Source organism: Endozoicomonas sp. ALB091 (assembly GCF_049310265.1).
Classification (GTDB): domain Bacteria; phylum Pseudomonadota; class Gammaproteobacteria; order Pseudomonadales; family Endozoicomonadaceae; genus Endozoicomonas.
On sequence record NZ_JBLYNQ010000001.1, the window covers coordinates 265,555 to 282,500 of the forward strand.

Consider the following 16,946-nt stretch of genomic DNA (forward strand, 5'->3'; position numbering starts at 1 on the left):
GTTCAGGAGCCCGATGAGGAAGTATCCGCTGATGCATAAGCAGTTAAAAGAGAACATAAAAAAATTACGAAAAGCAATCAGTGGTTCTTTATTAAATCAACATCTAAAGTTGATCAGAACTGACTGAATTTGTAGAAATACCTTCGGATAATATCAGATTCCAGTCTTTTCCGGTCAACTTGGCCAGGCCGCAATAAATTGCATTATTTTTGGATTCCATCATCAGCTCACGCACCTGTTGGAAGAAAGTCCCTCCAAACTCACCGCGCAAAAACAACGCCAGGTCATCATCAGGACTGCCTGCCTTTGGCTCAAGAAGCGATCTTATCTCTGCATCATAAGTCATGTTCCCATAAAACAATTGCCCAATAATTTTATCCAGCAGACTTTGCTGACCGTCCCCATCCCTGAACAATGACGCCAGTAGGGCATCATCGGAAAAATCCGCCCTGAGGATATGAAATAAAGTGGGAATCAAGAGTGAAAAATTATCACAAATATCACCAACCAATTCATTCACGTCTACATCGCGTCCAGCATCTTCCGTACTCACAGGACACTCCACAGTCGTTGCCCTGAAAACGTCAAAACGTCTGAAAGACAGGGGGGCAAGCTGTGATCTGAGGTTGGGCATATTTAAACCTGAAGTACGATAAGCAATCAGCTTTTCTAAATTCACATGGTTTCTTCGTAACGCTTTGCCACACCCTATGAGTTTTACCTTAAGGGCTTCAGGAATCGTCCCGGGTAACAGGCTATTGGCCAGAGAGAGGCGTGACAGCCATTCCTGCTGGTCTTCGCTCAATAACCCACTGCTATAGGTGATCGCTTCCAGGAGAGATGGACGAAAGTGTGATTCAGCAAAGTGATTGGCACCAACCATGCCTGCAAACCCGGACACCAAATCCTGAGTTGCTATCGGGGATAACAATGGCCTTAGCTTTTTACACAGGTCCAGCGCCACAGAATAGTAGTTGTATGCCTGCAAATCATGGGTGAGGCCTCTGCCAAGCTGCTCAATTCTTGCTCGCTCAACACTGGCAACAGGGGTATGCATGGCAGGGGTGTACTGCTGTTTGGCTGGAGGTGAGCCAGGCAGCTCGGGCAGCGGGGTATCGCCATCTGGCCGCAAAGGCAGATAAGCCTTGCCCAGCAGATTCATAAACGTAGCGCTGTTAGCCCCTTCCTGAATCAGGGGGCGATCAACACAGCTGATCCATTCAAATAATGGTTTGGGTACCGGGCCACAATACAGAAGCTCGACAGGTTCATGAACCGAGTTCTCCCATTCCCTGTTCTGCAAATCATAAAATGGCACCTGCAACGATTTTTGTAGTACCCGGAGCCGTTCAAGGCTTGCCAGTGGACTCAATACCAAAACCACCGTTTTCTCCAACTCTGATGTATGACTTTTCACGACCCCTGACAGCAATCTTCTGATAATCACGTCATGGGCAGGCTCCAGGGCATGATGGTGAATACCATAAAGGGGCAGCAAATGAATTCTACCGGCTTCCGTCTCTCTCAGGATTTTTATCAGGCTGACGGCTCTTGAGTCGCCCTTCATTAGCGCCGGGATATCAGGTTTTTGCAGTAAATAAGCGGTCTGATAGTTTGCCAGCGCCGGAAGGTCCAGGTTCTGATGCATGCCATTGCACCGCTCGATTCTGGGCGTCGTGTTGCTCCATTTGAAGGGCGGGATAACAATCGCCACTTTTGACACCAACCATGAGCGGTTACCGTTCATGGCCCAGAAACCAAGGGGTTGCTCCAAAGGTCTTTGGTTAATAGTGCAATGATCCGCCAACTGTTTAAAAGGAATACACTCACACACCAGGCCAGAATAATGCAAAGTCTGTACGCCATCATTCCCGGGGTTAAATTCTGGCATGAATAACCGGAGCTTATCCTTCATCCGCTGCCAATCATCCTCCCCATTAAATTTCAGAACCAGCTCAACCCTGCCTTTGAAACCAAGGTGAGCCAGCCCTTCGATGATACTGAAGGCAGCCGTATGGTCTCCCTGGCCGGGACTCTCCGCAAGCCCCACCCGGATAACAGGAATGGCACCCAGCTTCTCAGACAGGCTACTCTCTGCAGTATCAACCTTCCTCTTGCCCAACAGGGGTAGATCAATGTCTTTTTTGGGCGACTCATTAGCACAACCGGAGAAATGCTTGCGAACTGCGACAGCTCGAATGGATGAATAAACTGGAGAATCAGGAGATCGCTTGCCACCTCCATTCATCGATCGCCTGGTCAGGGCATTTACAGACAGTGACGAATTCACGGCTATATCCGATTAACAAAATTCCTTAATATAGCTCGTCCCTCGTCCCGCTGCCCTTACAAGGCAGCAAGTTATACTGACAATCAACCTGGGAAACCTATCAACCGAAACAAATAAACAAATCCTCCCCATATGGTCTACTTTTCTAACGGCGTTCCTGCTGCAGCATAAAAAGTCAATTGAACTGTGATACGGGATTCTATTCCCGGCTGTGGTGGCCGCTGATTCAATCTCATTTAATAAATGGTCTGCTACCCATGAAACGTTTACTGACATTTATAGTGACGCTATCACTGTGTTCAATTGCACAGCTCTCAATCGCCGCCCAGTATCTGGATATGCCGCCAAGCTATGAAGATGCCACTACCTATACGATTCACCTGAAACCGGGTGATGACCGGGAAATCAATATGAGTGAAATCTTTCGTCTTTCCAGTGAGGGCTATACGTCGATAAGAATCAAAGTGGCTACTACTAACAGGGTTAATAGAACCAAGCCAACCAGGCGGTATCCGTTTTACCATAACGACATAGCTGAACGAATCCCTCATTGCCGCCTGTTAAGGCAGCATGACTACGATGATAATTATCGGGTATTACTGGACAACACCATTTATCAGTCCAATCTCAGTTACGATGATGCCATTTTACTGATTGGCAAACTCGTATCGGTGAACTCCTGTACATTTTGATGTCCATGGGCACAGCTTAAAAAGTCCTGACCCGGCCCTTCATCACAGGGCCAGGGTGTAGGATGCTATAACCTATTGATTAAATTACTGATATTAAGAACCTGAATGGCTCGGAAAACTATTTCGGTTTTGCATACATTCTCTTTATGTCTCAATGAGGAACTATTTTCCAATTTATCAGTCTGAAGTTAGAGAAAACCCTTTAATTCTTACTATTTGAATAATTTACAAGGACTGATTCCATGAAACTCATCCACTTACTGTTCAGGCTATCTTCCCTGATACTTTGTACTACTGTACTGTCAGCCGGGGCTTTTGAACTTGCTGCACCTGCTTACCATAATGATTTACCGCCCAGCTATGAAGATTCCGTGGCCCATTCCACCTATACCATCCAGCTCAAGCCCGGGGACAACAGATTCATTAGCTTCGTTGAACTTTTTGGTCGGGGCTATTACAACCTGAGGGTCAATGTAGCCAGTGATTTGAAACAGCCACATTGCCGTCTCTTTAAGCAGAGCAACGGCTATTACCGTGTACAACTGGATAACATGATTTATGATTCAAACCTGCATTATGACGATGCTGTATTAGAGATTGGTAAACTCGTCTCTGTGAACGCCTGCCGGTTCTGATCTCTGCGAAGATTGTAATGGTGGGGGCCTTACTGCTCCCTTCACAGAGGAAGCGCAGTGGTGAACTTCATCTGTTCCATGGCAAAACTGGAGGTTACATCGGTCAATCCCTCCACGGTGTTGACCAGCGCCTTATAGAAGCAATCAAATGACTGAATATCTTTTTCAGCCAGCTCAGCCAACGAGGGAGTCGTATCCTCCTGCAACTCCCGTAATATGTTGCGGTCAATTTTATCCATAATGTTTTAAATGCTGTCACTGGTTAGCAGGCCCACCACATTCTGGTCACTTTGCTGCGCTTCGGGGGAACTGAACAGACGTCGACGAATCAGGGTTTCAGCCAACAGGTCACCAATAGCCAGCAGAACCGTAGTATAGGTCGTGGGGGCTGGCTCCCGGTCTTCACGACTCTCAACCACACTGGCATCCAGCACGATATCCGCCTGCTCCGCAACCGGCCCCGCCGGATCACCGGTAATGGCAATCACTTTGTTACCCATTTGCCGGATTGCCGGATAAAGCCGTAGCAGCTCCCCAGTCCTGCCACTGTACGACAACATGATAATAACATCACCGGGGCCAATCATACTCAGATTGTCTTCCCAGGTTTCAGCGGCATTTAGTATGTGCGTAGACAAGCCTGTGGCATCAAGTGTTGCAGCGATTTTCTGCCCCACCAGGCCAGACTGCTTCATACCAAACAGGATGGCGCGTCCACGACACTCGGCCAACAGCTCCAGGGCAGCTGTAAAGCTACCATTGATTCTGTCTTCCAGTGATTTGAGCGCTTCGATCTGTCCGGCAACACTGTTGCGCATGACATCAGAAACCAGCAGGTTATGGTCTAAATTCATGGTCCATCTCTTCTAATCATTTTCCATCAGTGTGACACAGAGAGGGTGATAGATAATTGATCAGGAGCATTGATGCATAAAACATTTGGGCTAAGGAACTTTCAATATGTTTGTGTGTCCGATCAGATGTCGTTAACCGAAATTGGAGAGATCATGAATATTGGCAATATGGCAACAGGTTTGGCAGGGGTTGGTCTGACGGCTGCCGCCAGCCTGAATACTGATACAGGGTATCTGGCCAGATGGCAAGCCCGGGCCATCATGACTTTAGCCAGTACCGTAGGAACCACCTTAAGTCTGGTGAAATGCTGCCAGGAAGGTAGAAACATATCCCCCAGAACAGTGGCAACACTGGCAACAAACGCTGGCGTTCTTGCTTACAGTTGCCTGCAACCTTGTGCTGGCTCCTATGAAGTATCGTCCGAAACAGAGTGCGTTCGTGAATTCTTTGCTGATGGCACAATGAGCATGCCAAAATGCCGACGCATTCACCATAGTACTAAACCGACAGAGATGGGTGACATGTTTCGTTTTTGGCGGAATTAGTGCAACCTGCCTCTGTTATACATACACAGCCCCTTGGTTCCCACGGTCCATCATGGAAACCAAGGGTGTGGTTTTATGGGTATTCGTACTTTTCTGCACTGGATGTGTAAGTTATTTCAGGACAGTTCCATATCACCAGCATCAGCGAATCAGGGCTTCAGCCAGCAGTTCGCCCATCGCCAACAGGATTGATGCATGAAACATTTGGGTCAGGGAACTTTTTACTATGTTTGAATGTTCGACCAGGCATTATTAACCAAAATTGGAGAAATCATGAATATTGGTAATATGGCAACTGGTTTGGCTGGGATTGGTCTGACAGCTGCCGTCAGTCTCAATACTGGTGTAGCTGACTCCTCCAATCTGACCAAGTGGCGAACCCGGGCTGTTATGGCTCTTTCTGGTACCGTGGGTACCGGCTTAAGTCTGTTGCAATGCATCCGGGAAGGCAGAAACATATCGACCAGAACACTGGCGACACTGGCAACGAACGCTGGCGTTCTTGCATACAGTTATTTACAACCCTGGGCTGATTTTCCAAAAGAGTTAATGATTTATAAGTCCGAAGCAGAATGTCATGCGGAATTCTTGAAGAATCAGGGTGCAATGAGCATGCCGCAGTGTAAACCCTATCTTCATAAGGCTGAAGTTATTGAAAAGATGGTAGAGCAAGTGGGTCCCCGTAGGTATAAGATGTCGCGGATAACCAAATACAATTGGAAAGAGTAGCTGCCGATCTTCAACTCAGGTGGCGTGGGATTATCCAGCAGTTTGTACCGCCTGCTGCCCACAAAAGGATAAGCAGTTCCTGCTTGACGGGTAGTGGGAGGCGGGAAGAAACTGTAGAAATACAGGTATTATTTCAGGTAGACAACACCCTCAATAACCTCACACTCCAGGACAGTCAGCATATCCCCCGGACAAGGCCCGGCAATACACTCCCCCGTTTCAATCAGAAACTGGGCACCGTGGGTAGCGCACTGAATCAGCCGTTTCTCTGAATCCAGAAACTGGTCCGGCTGCCATTCAAGATTAATCCCAAAATGCGGGCAACTGTTTTCGTAGACGTATACCTGATCACCTTTGCGTACGGCAAAGATATGGCCACGCTCATTACGGAAGCCTTTGCTACCAGGATCCTGAAGCTCATCGATAGAACACAAACGAATCATTATTTGCTTTCGGCCTCTTCTGGCAGACGAACGTCAAAAGGCATACCTCGCTGCAACACAATCTGACTGAAATAGAGATTAATGGCCTGGGAAGTGGTCAGCCCGAGTTGGCGCAGAATGTCTTCGGCCTCCTGCTTTAATGACTCATCAATTCGTGCCCGTACAGTCGTCTCTTTTGCCATAATCACTGCACCTCATGCATCTTTTTAGAATATTTCTGTCAATAGTAAAGATGATAAAAAACATCCCATGCGGCGGGAAAGCTCTACTTTACGCGCAAGCGCTACACCCTGTTATCAATCTGCCGATTGACTGTTACAGGCTGACAAAATATAACAATGTATGATGAGTTGCCATGAGAGCTTCACCAAACTTTCGTCAATGCTTTCGCAGGGTGAGCGACTCACGGCCAGCGCTTTTATCACACCAACAGTAAAACAGGACGTTTTACGCAGTCACTAACAGGGATCATAGAGATTGAAGCTTTTGTTATGTTGAACAAGTTATCTCATTGCTTACTCTTTTTTTCATTGGCCACATCACTTCTGCTCCCCACATACAGCCTGGCTAACGAGTCAGAACGGCAGCAGATGCTGTTCACGCGCGTTGAAAAAGCACTGAAGACAGGGGACCATAAACTTTACGAGAGTTATCGATCAGAACTCAGTGATTACCCTCTGGCTCCCTACCTTGAGTACCTCAGCCTCACCAACGATCTTGATCGCATCAACCAGAGCGATATTGACCAGTTTGCCAGCCAATACCCCGATTTACCGCAAACCAGCCAGCTCCAGTACAAATGGCTGAGGCATCTGGCCAGTAACCAGCGCTGGCAATCCTATCTTGCTGCCTATCAGCAGGATGATGGCGGCCGCTATCAGTGCCTGAAAGGCGTAGCCCTGCACGCACTGGGGCAGACCGAACAGGCCTGGCTGGAGGCAAAAAGTCTCTGGCTGAAAGGCCAGTCACAACACAAGGCCTGCGATCCGTTATTCGACAGCTGGAAAGCCTCTGGCGAACTCACTCAAAGCCTGATTATTGCCCGCTTTTGGATGGCTGCCGAGCAAAACAACCTGTCCCTTGCCCGCTACCTGAATAAGTCCATTAAAGATACGTCTTTCAAGGTATCGACAGAGCTGTTCTGGGAAGTCAACAAACATCCTGAACTGCTTCATACCGCCCGCTTTAATGGTGACCTGGAACATCAGCGGATCATTATGCTTCATGGCATCAAAAAACTGATTACCAAAGATCTGGACCTTGCCGTCAGCACCTGGCTGACAATGCGCAACCGCTATCCTTTTTCCCCGAAGCAGCGATCCGCTGTCGACCAGCGGATCGCCATGAAAGCGGCCAAGAACTTTGTGGACAACGCCGAAGAAATTATTGCCAGCATTGATCCCGATTTTCATTATCAAAAGGTCACCGAGTGGCGAATCAGACTGGCGCTGGCTGACCAGGACTGGGAAAGAGTCCTGATACTGTTAGAGCATCTGCCAGCGGCTATCAGAAACAGCAGCCGCTGGCGCTATTGGAACGAAGTCGCCCTGCTCAAGTTTCAGGAGGCAAGCTATCAGCTGGTCGGGATGCCTCTGCCGAGCAAACCCACGCTGTTGCAAACACCGACACTGAGCGCACTGGGCCAGGAACGGAACTTTTACGCTTTTCTGGTGGCAGATCTTAAAGGACAACCCTTTCAACTGAACCACCAGCAAAAAGCCATTCACCAGCAGGATCTGCACAGACTCAAGCAATATTACCCGGGCTTTAAACGTATTCGTGAGTGGCTGCACCATAAGCGCTTTTATAACGCCCAGATGGAGCTGAACCGGATAACCCCGAGTCTGGATAAAACCCAGCAACAGTTAATTCCCTATCTCGCCCATCAATGGGAATGGCACCATCAGGCGATTATGGCGGCTGCCCGGGCAACGCTCTGGGACGACCTTAGCCTCCGCTTTCCGACACCGGACGCTGATATTTTCAGTGCGCAGGCAGAAAAACGTAAACTGGATTATCCGTGGGTTCTGGCCATTGCCCGCCAGGAAAGTGCGTTCCATCCCATGGCGCGCTCCAGCGCTGGTGCCATGGGGTTAATGCAGTTGATGCCGACAACCGCGAAACAGGCGGCTAAACAGGCCGGAATACCCTATAGAAAGAAGTCAGAACTGTTTAAACCAGAAATTAACATCGCCCTTGGAACTACTCACCTTGCCTGGTTGTCCAAACGGTTTGAAGACAGCCGAATTCTGGCAACAGCGGCTTACAATGCCGGGAGTACTCCGGTGAAACGCTGGCTGAAGCAGAGAGGGCATCTGCCACTGGACATCTGGATTGAGACCATTCCCTACGATGAAACTCGTAAGTACGTCCAGAATGTTATGGCTTATCGCGTGATTTACAGTCTGCTGGAAGACCAGCCTGCACGTATGCTCTCATCTCAGGAGATGGCCTCCCTCAGTCTTAACCTGCAGGAGTCCAGGATTATTGCCCAGAGAGAGCAAGGGCAACCATGACAGGGTGCTTCGGTTTTCCTCTCAGGAAAAGTCTTCAGGTTCTGATACACTGATTAGTTCTAATTTTTATTATTTGGAGAACAACGTTTATGGACAGGCGTCATAAAACCCATGCTGTTCAGGTTGGACACGTCACCATTGGCGGTGATGCTCCCATTGTGGTTCAGTCAATGACGGACACCGATACTGCGGATGTCCAGAAAACCATTGACCAGATTCGCCTGCTGGCGGATGCAGGCTCTGAAATTGTTCGCGTAACGGTGAATTCAGAGGAAGCAGCGGCCGCTATTCCGGCAATCTACGAAGGGCTGGCCAAACACAACTGCAATGTACCCATTGTCGGGGACTTCCATTACAACGGTCACCTCCTGCTGACCAAGTACGATGAAACCGCCAGGCTGCTGCACAAGTACAGAATTAACCCCGGTAATGTCGGCTTTGGCGATAAGAAGGATGACCGCTTTAATGCCATGATTGATGTTGCCATCAAATACGATAAACCAGTACGCATCGGCGTTAACTGGGGCAGCCTCGACAAAGAGCTTTCTACCCAGCTGATGGATGAAAATGCCCGATCCGCCAACCCGAAGTCTTCCCAGGAAATCCTCCATGAAGCATTGGTCCTGTCTTCCCTGACCAGTGCCGATGCTGCGGTTAAGCGTGGTCTCGGTGCCAACAAAATCGTTATCTCCTGTAAAGTCTCCCGGGTACAGGATCTGATCAGCGTCTACCAGATGCTGGCTGATCGCTGTGAGTACGCCCTGCACCTTGGGTTGACCGAAGCCGGGATGGGCAGCAAGGGCATTGTGGCATCCAGTGTCGCCATGGGCATTCTTCTGCAGCATGGTATTGGCAACACTATCCGCACTTCCCTGACGCCAGAGCCCGGAGCCTCCCGCGATAAAGAAGTCATTGTCTCCCAGCAGATCCTTCAGGCCCTGGACGTTCGCAGTTTTGCTCCGGAAGTGACTGCCTGTCCTGGCTGTGGTCGTACCACCAGTACGTTCTTCCGGGTTCTGACCGATGAAGTGGACGGTTTCCTGCGCAGTAAAATGGTGAACTGGCGCCACCAGTATGTCGGTGTGGAGAATATGAAAGTTGCCGTGATGGGCTGTGTGGTTAATGGTCCGGGGGAAAGCAAGCATGCCAACATTGGTATCAGTCTGCCCGGTACCGGTGAGGCACCTTCAGCCCCGGTATTTGTTGATGGCGAGAAATTCACCACATTGAAAGGTGAGAACATCGCTGAAGACTATAAGAAACTGATCGAAGAGTATGTTCAGAAAACCTATGCTCCCCGGGAGCAGGTGATCGCCAGCAACTGATGATAAAAGACTGATACATCAGCACCGCCACACTGTGGCGGTGCTACCCTCTCTTCATTTTTCCCTCAGCAAAATTGACATCCATCTAATTTGCCAGCTTTGCCCTGATGGGTCTTTCACTTCATAGGGAAGACCGTTATCAGGACAAACTTAAGGTTATTTAAGGCGTCAGGGTCAGGGTATATTTTGCATCACCCGGTAAGAACGGACTGGCCTTCCCTTCCACCCAGTCCATATAACCTGCGCTAAAGAAAGGAGAGAGCGGGTGACCACTCTGACCACCCGGCATGTGAAATATTGCTTCATCTTCACGCCCGGGAGACACCACCAGCCGCTCAGATACCCCTTGATCGGCACGCTGGGCCCTGGGCATCCAGACATCGCCAGAGAGAGGTACGGCGGGCATCTCCAGCAGTCTGCCAAAGACAGGAATGGCACCACTCAAAGGGTGGCGGATATCAGCGGTATTTCTCTGTCCCCAGGTGGCATTGCCCAGCTGATCTACGCCTCCCAGATCACTCACCACCTGATCCACGGTTTCGATCAGCAACTCATCCCAATTTTCGTACTGAGGACTCAGCCAATGCAGCGGACGCTCTTCCAGAAGACGCCATATCATCTCGCTTTCATGATTTAACTTCTGCATAAAGCCATCTTCTACATCCTCTTTGGCTTCTGGATAGAGGGACAGAAAGTAGCGCCCCAGTGATGACATGATCTTCAGTTTAAGCGCATCTTTATACTCACGGACTAAACGGTAACCAACATCGTCAGTGGCAGCCTTGCCAGACCAGTTGTTCACATAACGATAAAACGTCTGCCGGGAAAGGTTCCCTGCCATCACGTCATCCGTGAGTGTATCCAGCACCAGCCGCCGCCAGTTATCCATATAGAGAGCACGATGATCCAGGGCAATCTCCAGCAACGCCTGTTCATCAGCACGCTCAAGTGCCATCAGCGCATCACGAATCTGTATCTGCCGGGGTCCGAGGGCATAACCCCCGTTGCCCATCTTGTCGTAGTCTGCTCCGCTTACGATACGGGCATTGGCAGTCCAGACTCGTTGATCCGCAGGGTTATATACGCGGGGATAATGCACATCCGGAAGCCAGCTATCCCAGTCATCATCAGCCTGCTGCCAGGGCAGTGGGTAAGTGGAATCGACACCTGAACGGTTTGGAATCTGTCCGGCAACGGTCCAGCCAATATTGCCTTCACGGTCACCCACCGTAAAGTTCTGGGGTGGAATTCCGCTGCGGTTGGCAATGGCCATTCCCTGTTCTGCATTGCGGGCAACTTCCAGGCTTACCAGGTTAACATTGGTCGCCTGCGGACGGTGGGCAGTCCAGCGCAGGGCATATTGCGTATCGTCGTAGGCCGAATCAACCACCGGCCCCCAGTGGGTGCCTGAATAGTCAACGACAACCGGCTCCTGGTCTTTGATATGGATGGTTTCAGTCCAGCGTTCAAGGGGTTTCGGGCCATCATTGGTCATGTACTGGCCATCATCAATAGCCAGCTCCACCAGATCGACCCAGTCACCAGCGGTATTGGTAAAGCCCCAGGCGATATGGGTATTGCTGCCAACCACAATAAACGGTGTGCCCGGTAATGTGACTCCGGTAATACTGACCCTGTCCTCTGGCTGGTCCGGGTGTGGATAACTCAAGGAAGCCCGATACCAGATGGTGGGTACCCGATGGCTCAAGTGCATATCATCCTGAATGATGGCTCCACCATGGTCCGTTAACTCTCCGGATACCGCCCAGTTGTTACTGCCAATAAGACTGTCTTCCAGCGTCGTTCCACCCAGATTGGCATACAGCTCTGCCTCTTTGCTGCGCAGGTCAACCAGCTCTGCCCCCGGGGTTAGCACATCCGGCAACTCACCGGGCTGCATTGGTGAATCCCAGCGGGTTTTCAGTGGCGAAAGAAAATCGATAACAGCAGGTACGGTTACACGACTGAGGAAGCCTTTCAGGTTATCCAGTTTTACTTCATCATCATTGAGATCCATATACATGCTGAAGATCGACAGAAAAGAGTCTTCGTTTTGCCAGAGCTCAGGCTCCACACCCAGCAACAGATACTCAAAAGGCTTCTGTCCAAGATCTTTCAGGCCATGATTGACACCATCGGTATAGGCATTCAAAAGAGCCTGATGCTCAGCGCTCATAATCTCAACCGCCTGCTGAGCAACCTTGCGGAAACGATGTTTTCTCTGACGTTTATCGTGATCCAGCGCCAGCTCACCCACCAGTTCAGACAGTTCACCCGCAGAGTTACGCCGGTTCAAATCCATCTGAAAAAATCGTTCCTGGGCATGGAGATAACCGGTAGCAAAGGCAACATCCATACGATCACTGCCGGATATCAGGGGAACACCCTGGGCATCCCGCTCAATCGTAACCGCAGCATTCAGGAAGGGAGCCTCCACTTCACCCTCAAGCATGGGGAGACTTTGGCGAAGAAGAACAAACGCCGTAAGAATGATCAGCAGGGATATTGATACAAGGAGAAAAAAGCCTCTCCTTAACCAGATCAGCATTGATACTACTCCATTGTTGTTATTATGTGGTTGGAAAAAATAGCACAGTTTTATCAGGCTGCCCATGGATTCATAAAACCCATACCAAAGAGACTGGTCGCATACAAATGCTCCAGATACATCGTCAGCCCTGATCAAAACAGCATCATACGCTTGCAAAAATTATCACTTGGTCCAACGTTGTAAATCCCGATAGAATACCGCTCATTTTTAATGGTGCTAACGTACTAAATTGGTACTGCGCCTGAGTTCCCTCACCTCAACTAAAAAGGACTTGCTATGCAAACCAGCAATCGCGGCCTGAACATTCTGCTTTTATTATCGATATTTCATATCGTGACCATCACTGCCAGTAACTATCTGGTACAAATACCGTTTCAATTCTTTGGTATGCACACCACCTGGGGAGCATTCACCTTTCCGTTTATTTTCCTGGCCACAGACCTGACCGTAAGAATCTACGGGTCTGAGCAGGCCCGGAAGATCATATTTACCGCCATGTTCCCGGCCCTGCTGATCTCCTACCTGGTGTCAGTCATGTTCGTGGATGGAACCTTTCAGGGATTGGCAAGCCTGGCCAGCTTTAATGCCTTTGTCGCCAGAATTGCCGTTGCCAGCTTTGCGGCATACCTGATTGGCCAGATTCTGGATATCACCGTTTTCAACCGTTTGCGCCAAAATGCCATGTGGTGGGTAGCTCCGGCCTGTTCAACCATTGCTGGCAACCTGATTGATACCCTCAGCTTCTTCAGTCTGGCCTTTGCCGGTTCATCAGACCCTTTCATGGCGGCACACTGGATGGAAATTGCCCTGGTGGACTACGGCTACAAGCTGGCCATCAGCATGCTGTTCTTCCTGCCTATGTATGGCGTGTTGCTGAACTTCCTGGTGAACAGGTTGAATGTACCCATGCAAGTGAACTCTCAACAGGCTGCATAAAAGCCTGCGTATAAAGCAAAGCCCCGTTTAACGGGGCTTTACATAAATCCTGAGAAAGATAAGCTGATTGGGAGATCGGGGGATATAATAAAGCAATGAGTATTTCCGTAATAGCCAATCGCCTTACCCAAGGCGCTGACCTGAAAATAGCCGTGCAGGAACTGGTTAACAAGCACCGGATTTCTGCAGGTTCACTGGTATCCTGTGTTGGCAGTCTGTCCAGAATAAACCTTCGTCTTGCTGGCGCAGAAACGACGTTAGTTACTGAGGGCCCTTTTGAAATCGTCTCTGTCATGGGAACGTTGACACCGGACCATCAGCATATCCACATGGCTGTGGCTGATGCCAAAGGGCATGTTTTTGGAGGGCACCTGCTAGAAGGAAATATCGTTGATAGTACTGCTGAGGTGATTATTCACAGTTATACACAGCTGAGCTTCTCAAGAGCTTTTGATCCATCCACAGGCTACACGGAACTTGTTATTGATAAGCACTAGTTTTTAATTAGACGTATCATCTGAAGGCTGTCAAACATTTTCTTTTTATCGTTTTCCGATAGATGCCTGGTATTCACTGTTCTGACAAAGTCTTTCTGCTCTTTATTGTCAAAAGCCCCTCCATCTTTCAGGTATTCGCTGATTCTCACCACAATTTCATCACCAAGCGCCAAAATCTTTGGCCTGACCTCAGAAGCTAAATCCCGATATTCACTACGTTCAGGATGTGTAGATAACCAGTCAGCCATATAGCGATATTGAATCGCCTTGGCAGCATCCATCTGTGCCTGGAAGAAATCAGCAATAGAGTCCGGTTGCAAACCTGCCTGCTGCGCATTGACCAATGCCTTCTCAAGCACCTGCTGTTCTCTGGTCAGATCTTCGACCACACGATGGTTCCTGGCTTTGAATAAGGCGACATCCTGCATATAGCTCAACCGCTGGTTGATTAACTGAAAGATTCCATTCGACATTGTATCTGCAACCGCCAAGGTGGAGAGCGTCAAACAGAGCAACCCGGTTACGAAAAGCTTCATACTTCCCCAATAATCCTCAGAGCTTTGAACCAGTTTCATTCCATTGATTCAGCCAGTGACACCCAGCTCATATTTTACCCAATACCTATAAATATCTGCCAGGACCACAAGTGCTTGAGACAAAGCCTGACCTGATGAATTGGAAACGTTGTTAGTGTGGGATGTTCAGAAGTCACAGGATTAACTTCAAAAGTAACCGTACCTGTTCAAAACACAGGTGTTGTAGATATGGGCGCAATCGTCTGGTTTGGCTTTTCTTATCATCAATGCGCTGCCTGTCCATAAGAAAATTATGTGTATGCTGCGTATTTTCAATAACTATGCAATTCACTCCAAACCGAAATGATTATGTTAGCACCACTGACCGATCTGTTATCACCATTGCAGGGAACAAAAGGTACTGTCCTCGCATCAAACTCTCTGAAGAACCTACTGAGGATCACACCCATGCCAATAAAAACGCACCTGCAAGTATTCATTGCAACACTACTCTGCATTAGTTTTTTCAGCTTTGCTGAGACGGTTCAACCATGGAAAACGGGCAAAACAAGACGAATTGGTAGTGGCAGGATGCCAGTCATCCAGGTATACGAAGATGACGTCAATGGTTTTATTGCCTGTTATTCACATGACGATATTCCACCTGACCTTGTAACAGGAGATAAACACCTCCAAGGTTTTGTGGCTATGAAGGGAATATACAAAGGACGCATTTTTCATCCCGAGGGGTATTTAGATACAGATATCACCCCTTTTCATACAACGCCCAGCACCATGTGCCAGAACTACATTCCATCCTGCCGGGATGAGGGCAAAGAATGCTGGGCAGATGGTAATACTGGTGGATACTTCAGTCGCCTTATTAGAGCACTTGAAGCCGTCGATCGAATGCTGGACAGGCTGGAACCATACCGGTGGCAACTTCGGCAGCCTTGTTCAGGCACGTGAAGCTGTTGATCCAACCGTAACAATCTTTCTCCACAAAGCAAAAACCCCGATAGATTGCTCTATCGGGGTTTGCAGCCTTGAGCCTACTCAAGGTAAATAATGGTGCCTGGCGATGACCTACTCTCACATGGGGAGACCCCACACTACCATCGGCGATCGGTCATTTCACTGCTGAGTTCGGGATGGGATCAGGTGGTTCTAACCTTCTATGGTCGCCAGGCTAATTAGATACTAGAGACTAGAAACCAGTCTCTAGATGGAATCCTTTAATTAAGCTGCTTTCTTGCTTCACACTCTATGCGTATGGCTCCAACTGACAACTGGCCACTGACCACTGTCAACTGATTCGCAAATCGCTTTGGCGTTATATGGTCAAGCCGCACGAGTCATTAGTATTGGTTAGCTCAATGCCTCACAGCACTTACACACCCAACCTATCAACGTCATAGTCTTTAACGGCTCTTCAGGACTCTCTAGGAGTCAGGGAAGTCTCATCTTGAAGGGGGCTTCCCGCTTAGATGCTTTCAGCGGTTATCCCGTCCGAACATAGCTACCGGGCAATGCGTCTGGCGACACAACCCGAACACCAGTGGTCCGTCCACTCCGGTCCTCTCGTACTAGGAGCAGCTCTTCTCAAACTTCCAACGTCCACGGCAGATAGGGACCGAACTGTCTCACGACGTTCTAAACCCAGCTCGCGTACCACTTTAAATGGCGAACAGCCATACCCTTGGGACCGGCTTCAGCCCCAGGATGTGATGAGCCGACATCGAGGTGCCAAACACCGCCGTCGATGTGAACTCTTGGGCGGTATCAGCCTGTTATCCCCGGAGTACCTTTTATCCGTTGAGCGATGGCCCTTCCATTCAGAACCACCGGATCACTAAGACCTACTTTCGTACCTGCTCGAGATGTACCTCTCGCAGTCAAGCGTGCTTGTGCCTTTACACTAACCGTACGATGTCCGACCGTACTTAGCACACCTTCGTGCTCCTCCGTTACTCTTTGGGAGGAGACCGCCCCAGTCAAACTACCCACCACACAATGTCCCCGATCCCGTTTCGGGACCCGGGTTAGAACCTCAATATTGCCAGGGTGGTATTTCAAGGATGGCTCCACGATGACTGGCGTCACCGCTTCTAAGCCTCCCACCTATCCTACACAAGCAACATCAAGATCCACTGTGAAGCTGTAGTAAAGGTTCACGGGGTCTTTCCGTCTAGCCGCGGATACGCTGCATCTTAACAGCGATTTCAATTTCACTGAGTCTCGGGTGGAGACAGCGTGGCCATCGTTACGCCATTCGTGCAGGTCGGAACTTACCCGACAAGGAATTTCGCTACCTTAGGACCGTTATAGTTACGGCCGCCGTTTACCGGGGCTTCGATCAAGAGCTTCTCTCACCACCACATTGCTCTTGCTGACTGCGTTAAATGATTCCGCTCGCT

At 49.3% G+C, this 16,946-nt stretch carries 16 protein-coding genes and 2 rRNA genes (1 of these 18 running past the window's edge); 9 read left to right on the forward strand and 9 right to left on the reverse strand.

The features are described 5' to 3' along the window. Window positions 1-103: 103 nt before the first annotated feature. Window positions 104-2,290 carry a hypothetical protein gene (locus ACO6UX_RS01075; protein WP_422444060.1) on the reverse strand — a complete coding sequence of 729 codons (2,187 nt, stop codon included), beginning with the start codon at window positions 2,288-2,290 and terminating at the stop codon, window positions 104-106. Between the two features lie 257 nt (window positions 2,291-2,547). Between ACO6UX_RS01075 and ACO6UX_RS01080 the strand changes: the two genes are divergently transcribed. Together ACO6UX_RS01080 and ACO6UX_RS01085 are read left to right on the forward strand one after the other, a co-directional pair. Further along, window positions 2,548-2,982, forward strand: a complete 435-nt coding sequence (locus ACO6UX_RS01080) for a hypothetical protein (RefSeq protein WP_163372013.1) — start codon at window positions 2,548-2,550, stop codon at window positions 2,980-2,982. A 242-nt stretch (window positions 2,983-3,224) separates the two neighbouring features. Further along, window positions 3,225-3,617 (forward strand): hypothetical protein, encoded by a 393-nt coding sequence (locus ACO6UX_RS01085; protein WP_422444062.1) that lies wholly within the window; start codon window positions 3,225-3,227, stop codon window positions 3,615-3,617. Between the two features lie 41 nt (window positions 3,618-3,658). On the opposite strand, the gene ACO6UX_RS01090 is transcribed toward ACO6UX_RS01085, so the two are convergent. Together ACO6UX_RS01090 and ACO6UX_RS01095 are read right to left on the reverse strand one after the other, a co-directional pair. Continuing rightward, a complete protein-coding gene (locus ACO6UX_RS01090) occupies window positions 3,659-3,856 on the reverse strand; it encodes an AsnC family protein (RefSeq protein ID WP_422444064.1) in 198 nt (65 codons plus the stop codon). Window positions 3,857-3,862: 6 nt separating this feature from the next. After that, window positions 3,863-4,471, reverse strand: a complete 609-nt coding sequence (locus tag ACO6UX_RS01095) for an SIS domain-containing protein (protein WP_422444066.1) — start codon at window positions 4,469-4,471, stop codon at window positions 3,863-3,865. A 72-nt stretch (window positions 4,472-4,543) separates the two neighbouring features. Here ACO6UX_RS01095 and ACO6UX_RS01100 point away from each other — a divergent pair, with 72 nt between their 5' ends. Both ACO6UX_RS01100 and ACO6UX_RS01105 read left to right on the forward strand, forming a co-directional pair. Further along, entirely contained in the window at window positions 4,544-5,017 is a 474-nt protein-coding gene (locus ACO6UX_RS01100) for a hypothetical protein (protein ID WP_422444068.1), read from the forward strand. Between the two features lie 273 nt (window positions 5,018-5,290). After that, window positions 5,291-5,746, forward strand: coding sequence for a hypothetical protein (locus ACO6UX_RS01105; protein WP_422444070.1), 456 nt, complete (start codon window positions 5,291-5,293; stop codon window positions 5,744-5,746). A gap of 128 nt (window positions 5,747-5,874) precedes the next feature. On the opposite strand, the gene ACO6UX_RS01110 is transcribed toward ACO6UX_RS01105, so the two are convergent. Both ACO6UX_RS01110 and ACO6UX_RS01115 read right to left on the reverse strand, forming a co-directional pair. Further along, window positions 5,875-6,189 (reverse strand): Rieske (2Fe-2S) protein, encoded by a 315-nt coding sequence (locus ACO6UX_RS01110; protein WP_422444072.1) that lies wholly within the window; start codon window positions 6,187-6,189, stop codon window positions 5,875-5,877. Continuing rightward, entirely contained in the window at window positions 6,189-6,371 is a 183-nt protein-coding gene (locus tag ACO6UX_RS01115) for a type II toxin-antitoxin system RelB/DinJ family antitoxin (protein ID WP_101748239.1), read from the reverse strand. Before ACO6UX_RS01115 ends, ACO6UX_RS01110 begins: the two co-directional genes overlap by 1 nt. Window positions 6,372-6,779: 408 nt before the next feature. Here ACO6UX_RS01115 and ACO6UX_RS01120 point away from each other — a divergent pair, with 408 nt between their 5' ends. Further along, window positions 6,780-8,705, forward strand: coding sequence for a transglycosylase SLT domain-containing protein (locus ACO6UX_RS01120; protein ID WP_422444074.1), 1,926 nt, complete (start codon window positions 6,780-6,782; stop codon window positions 8,703-8,705). An 89-nt stretch (window positions 8,706-8,794) separates the two neighbouring features. Then, window positions 8,795-10,030, forward strand: coding sequence for a flavodoxin-dependent (E)-4-hydroxy-3-methylbut-2-enyl-diphosphate synthase (gene ispG, locus ACO6UX_RS01125; protein WP_101748237.1), 1,236 nt, complete (start codon window positions 8,795-8,797; stop codon window positions 10,028-10,030). A 160-nt stretch (window positions 10,031-10,190) separates the two neighbouring features. Here ispG and ACO6UX_RS01130 read toward each other — a convergent pair whose 3' ends face one another. After that, complete coding sequence (locus tag ACO6UX_RS01130) at window positions 10,191-12,578, reverse strand: penicillin acylase family protein (protein WP_422444077.1); 2,388 nt, start codon at window positions 12,576-12,578, stop codon at window positions 10,191-10,193. Window positions 12,579-12,857: 279 nt separating this feature from the next. Between ACO6UX_RS01130 and ACO6UX_RS01135 the strand changes: the two genes are divergently transcribed. Continuing rightward, window positions 12,858-13,517 carry a 7-cyano-7-deazaguanine/7-aminomethyl-7-deazaguanine transporter gene (locus tag ACO6UX_RS01135; protein ID WP_422444079.1) on the forward strand — a complete coding sequence of 220 codons (660 nt, stop codon included), beginning with the start codon at window positions 12,858-12,860 and terminating at the stop codon, window positions 13,515-13,517. 95 nt (window positions 13,518-13,612) lie between these two features. Then, entirely contained in the window at window positions 13,613-14,014 is a 402-nt protein-coding gene (locus ACO6UX_RS01140; protein WP_422444081.1) for a PPC domain-containing DNA-binding protein, read from the forward strand. Here the strand turns inward: ACO6UX_RS01140 and ACO6UX_RS01145 are convergent. After that, the gene (locus tag ACO6UX_RS01145) at window positions 14,011-14,550 is read right to left on the reverse strand and encodes a chorismate mutase (protein ID WP_422444082.1); all 540 of its coding nucleotides are present in this window, start codon (window positions 14,548-14,550) and stop codon (window positions 14,011-14,013) included. The genes ACO6UX_RS01140 and ACO6UX_RS01145 overlap by 4 nt on opposite strands. Before the next feature lie 348 nt (window positions 14,551-14,898). Here ACO6UX_RS01145 and ACO6UX_RS01150 point away from each other — a divergent pair, with 348 nt between their 5' ends. Next, a complete protein-coding gene (locus ACO6UX_RS01150) occupies window positions 14,899-15,498 on the forward strand; it encodes a hypothetical protein (RefSeq protein ID WP_422444084.1) in 600 nt (199 codons plus the stop codon). Window positions 15,499-15,602: 104 nt separating this feature from the next. Here ACO6UX_RS01150 and rrf read toward each other — a convergent pair. Both rrf and ACO6UX_RS01160 read right to left on the reverse strand, forming a co-directional pair. Continuing rightward, window positions 15,603-15,718, reverse strand: a 5S ribosomal RNA gene (rrf, locus tag ACO6UX_RS01155). A gap of 148 nt (window positions 15,719-15,866) precedes the next feature. Next, window positions 15,867-16,946 (reverse strand): 23S ribosomal RNA (locus ACO6UX_RS01160); it runs 2,365 nt beyond the window's last position.

Excerpts from the sequence above, each read along its gene's own strand:
- ACO6UX_RS01080 (WP_163372013.1), top strand. The coding sequence starts at position 2,548 with ATGAAACGTTTACTGACATTTATAGTGACGCTATCACTGTGTTCAATT.
- ACO6UX_RS01085 (WP_422444062.1), top strand. The coding sequence starts at position 3,225 with ATGAAACTCATCCACTTACTGTTCAGGCTATCTTCCCTGATACTTTGT.
- ACO6UX_RS01090 (WP_422444064.1), bottom strand. The coding sequence starts at position 3,856 with ATGGATAAAATTGACCGCAACATATTACGGGAGTTGCAGGAGGATACG.
- ACO6UX_RS01095 (WP_422444066.1), bottom strand. The coding sequence starts at position 4,471 with ATGAATTTAGACCATAACCTGCTGGTTTCTGATGTCATGCGCAACAGT.
- ACO6UX_RS01100 (WP_422444068.1), top strand. The coding sequence starts at position 4,544 with ATGCATAAAACATTTGGGCTAAGGAACTTTCAATATGTTTGTGTGTCC.
- ACO6UX_RS01105 (WP_422444070.1), top strand. The coding sequence starts at position 5,291 with ATGAATATTGGTAATATGGCAACTGGTTTGGCTGGGATTGGTCTGACA.
- ACO6UX_RS01110 (WP_422444072.1), bottom strand. The coding sequence starts at position 6,189 with ATGATTCGTTTGTGTTCTATCGATGAGCTTCAGGATCCTGGTAGCAAA.
- ACO6UX_RS01115 (WP_101748239.1), bottom strand. The coding sequence starts at position 6,371 with ATGGCAAAAGAGACGACTGTACGGGCACGAATTGATGAGTCATTAAAG.
- ACO6UX_RS01120 (WP_422444074.1), top strand. The coding sequence starts at position 6,780 with ATGCTGTTCACGCGCGTTGAAAAAGCACTGAAGACAGGGGACCATAAA.
- ispG (WP_101748237.1), top strand. The coding sequence starts at position 8,795 with ATGGACAGGCGTCATAAAACCCATGCTGTTCAGGTTGGACACGTCACC.
- ACO6UX_RS01130 (WP_422444077.1), bottom strand. The coding sequence starts at position 12,578 with ATGCTGATCTGGTTAAGGAGAGGCTTTTTTCTCCTTGTATCAATATCC.
- ACO6UX_RS01135 (WP_422444079.1), top strand. The coding sequence starts at position 12,858 with ATGCAAACCAGCAATCGCGGCCTGAACATTCTGCTTTTATTATCGATA.
- ACO6UX_RS01140 (WP_422444081.1), top strand. The coding sequence starts at position 13,613 with ATGAGTATTTCCGTAATAGCCAATCGCCTTACCCAAGGCGCTGACCTG.
- ACO6UX_RS01145 (WP_422444082.1), bottom strand. The coding sequence starts at position 14,550 with ATGAAGCTTTTCGTAACCGGGTTGCTCTGTTTGACGCTCTCCACCTTG.
- ACO6UX_RS01150 (WP_422444084.1), top strand. The coding sequence starts at position 14,899 with ATGTTAGCACCACTGACCGATCTGTTATCACCATTGCAGGGAACAAAA.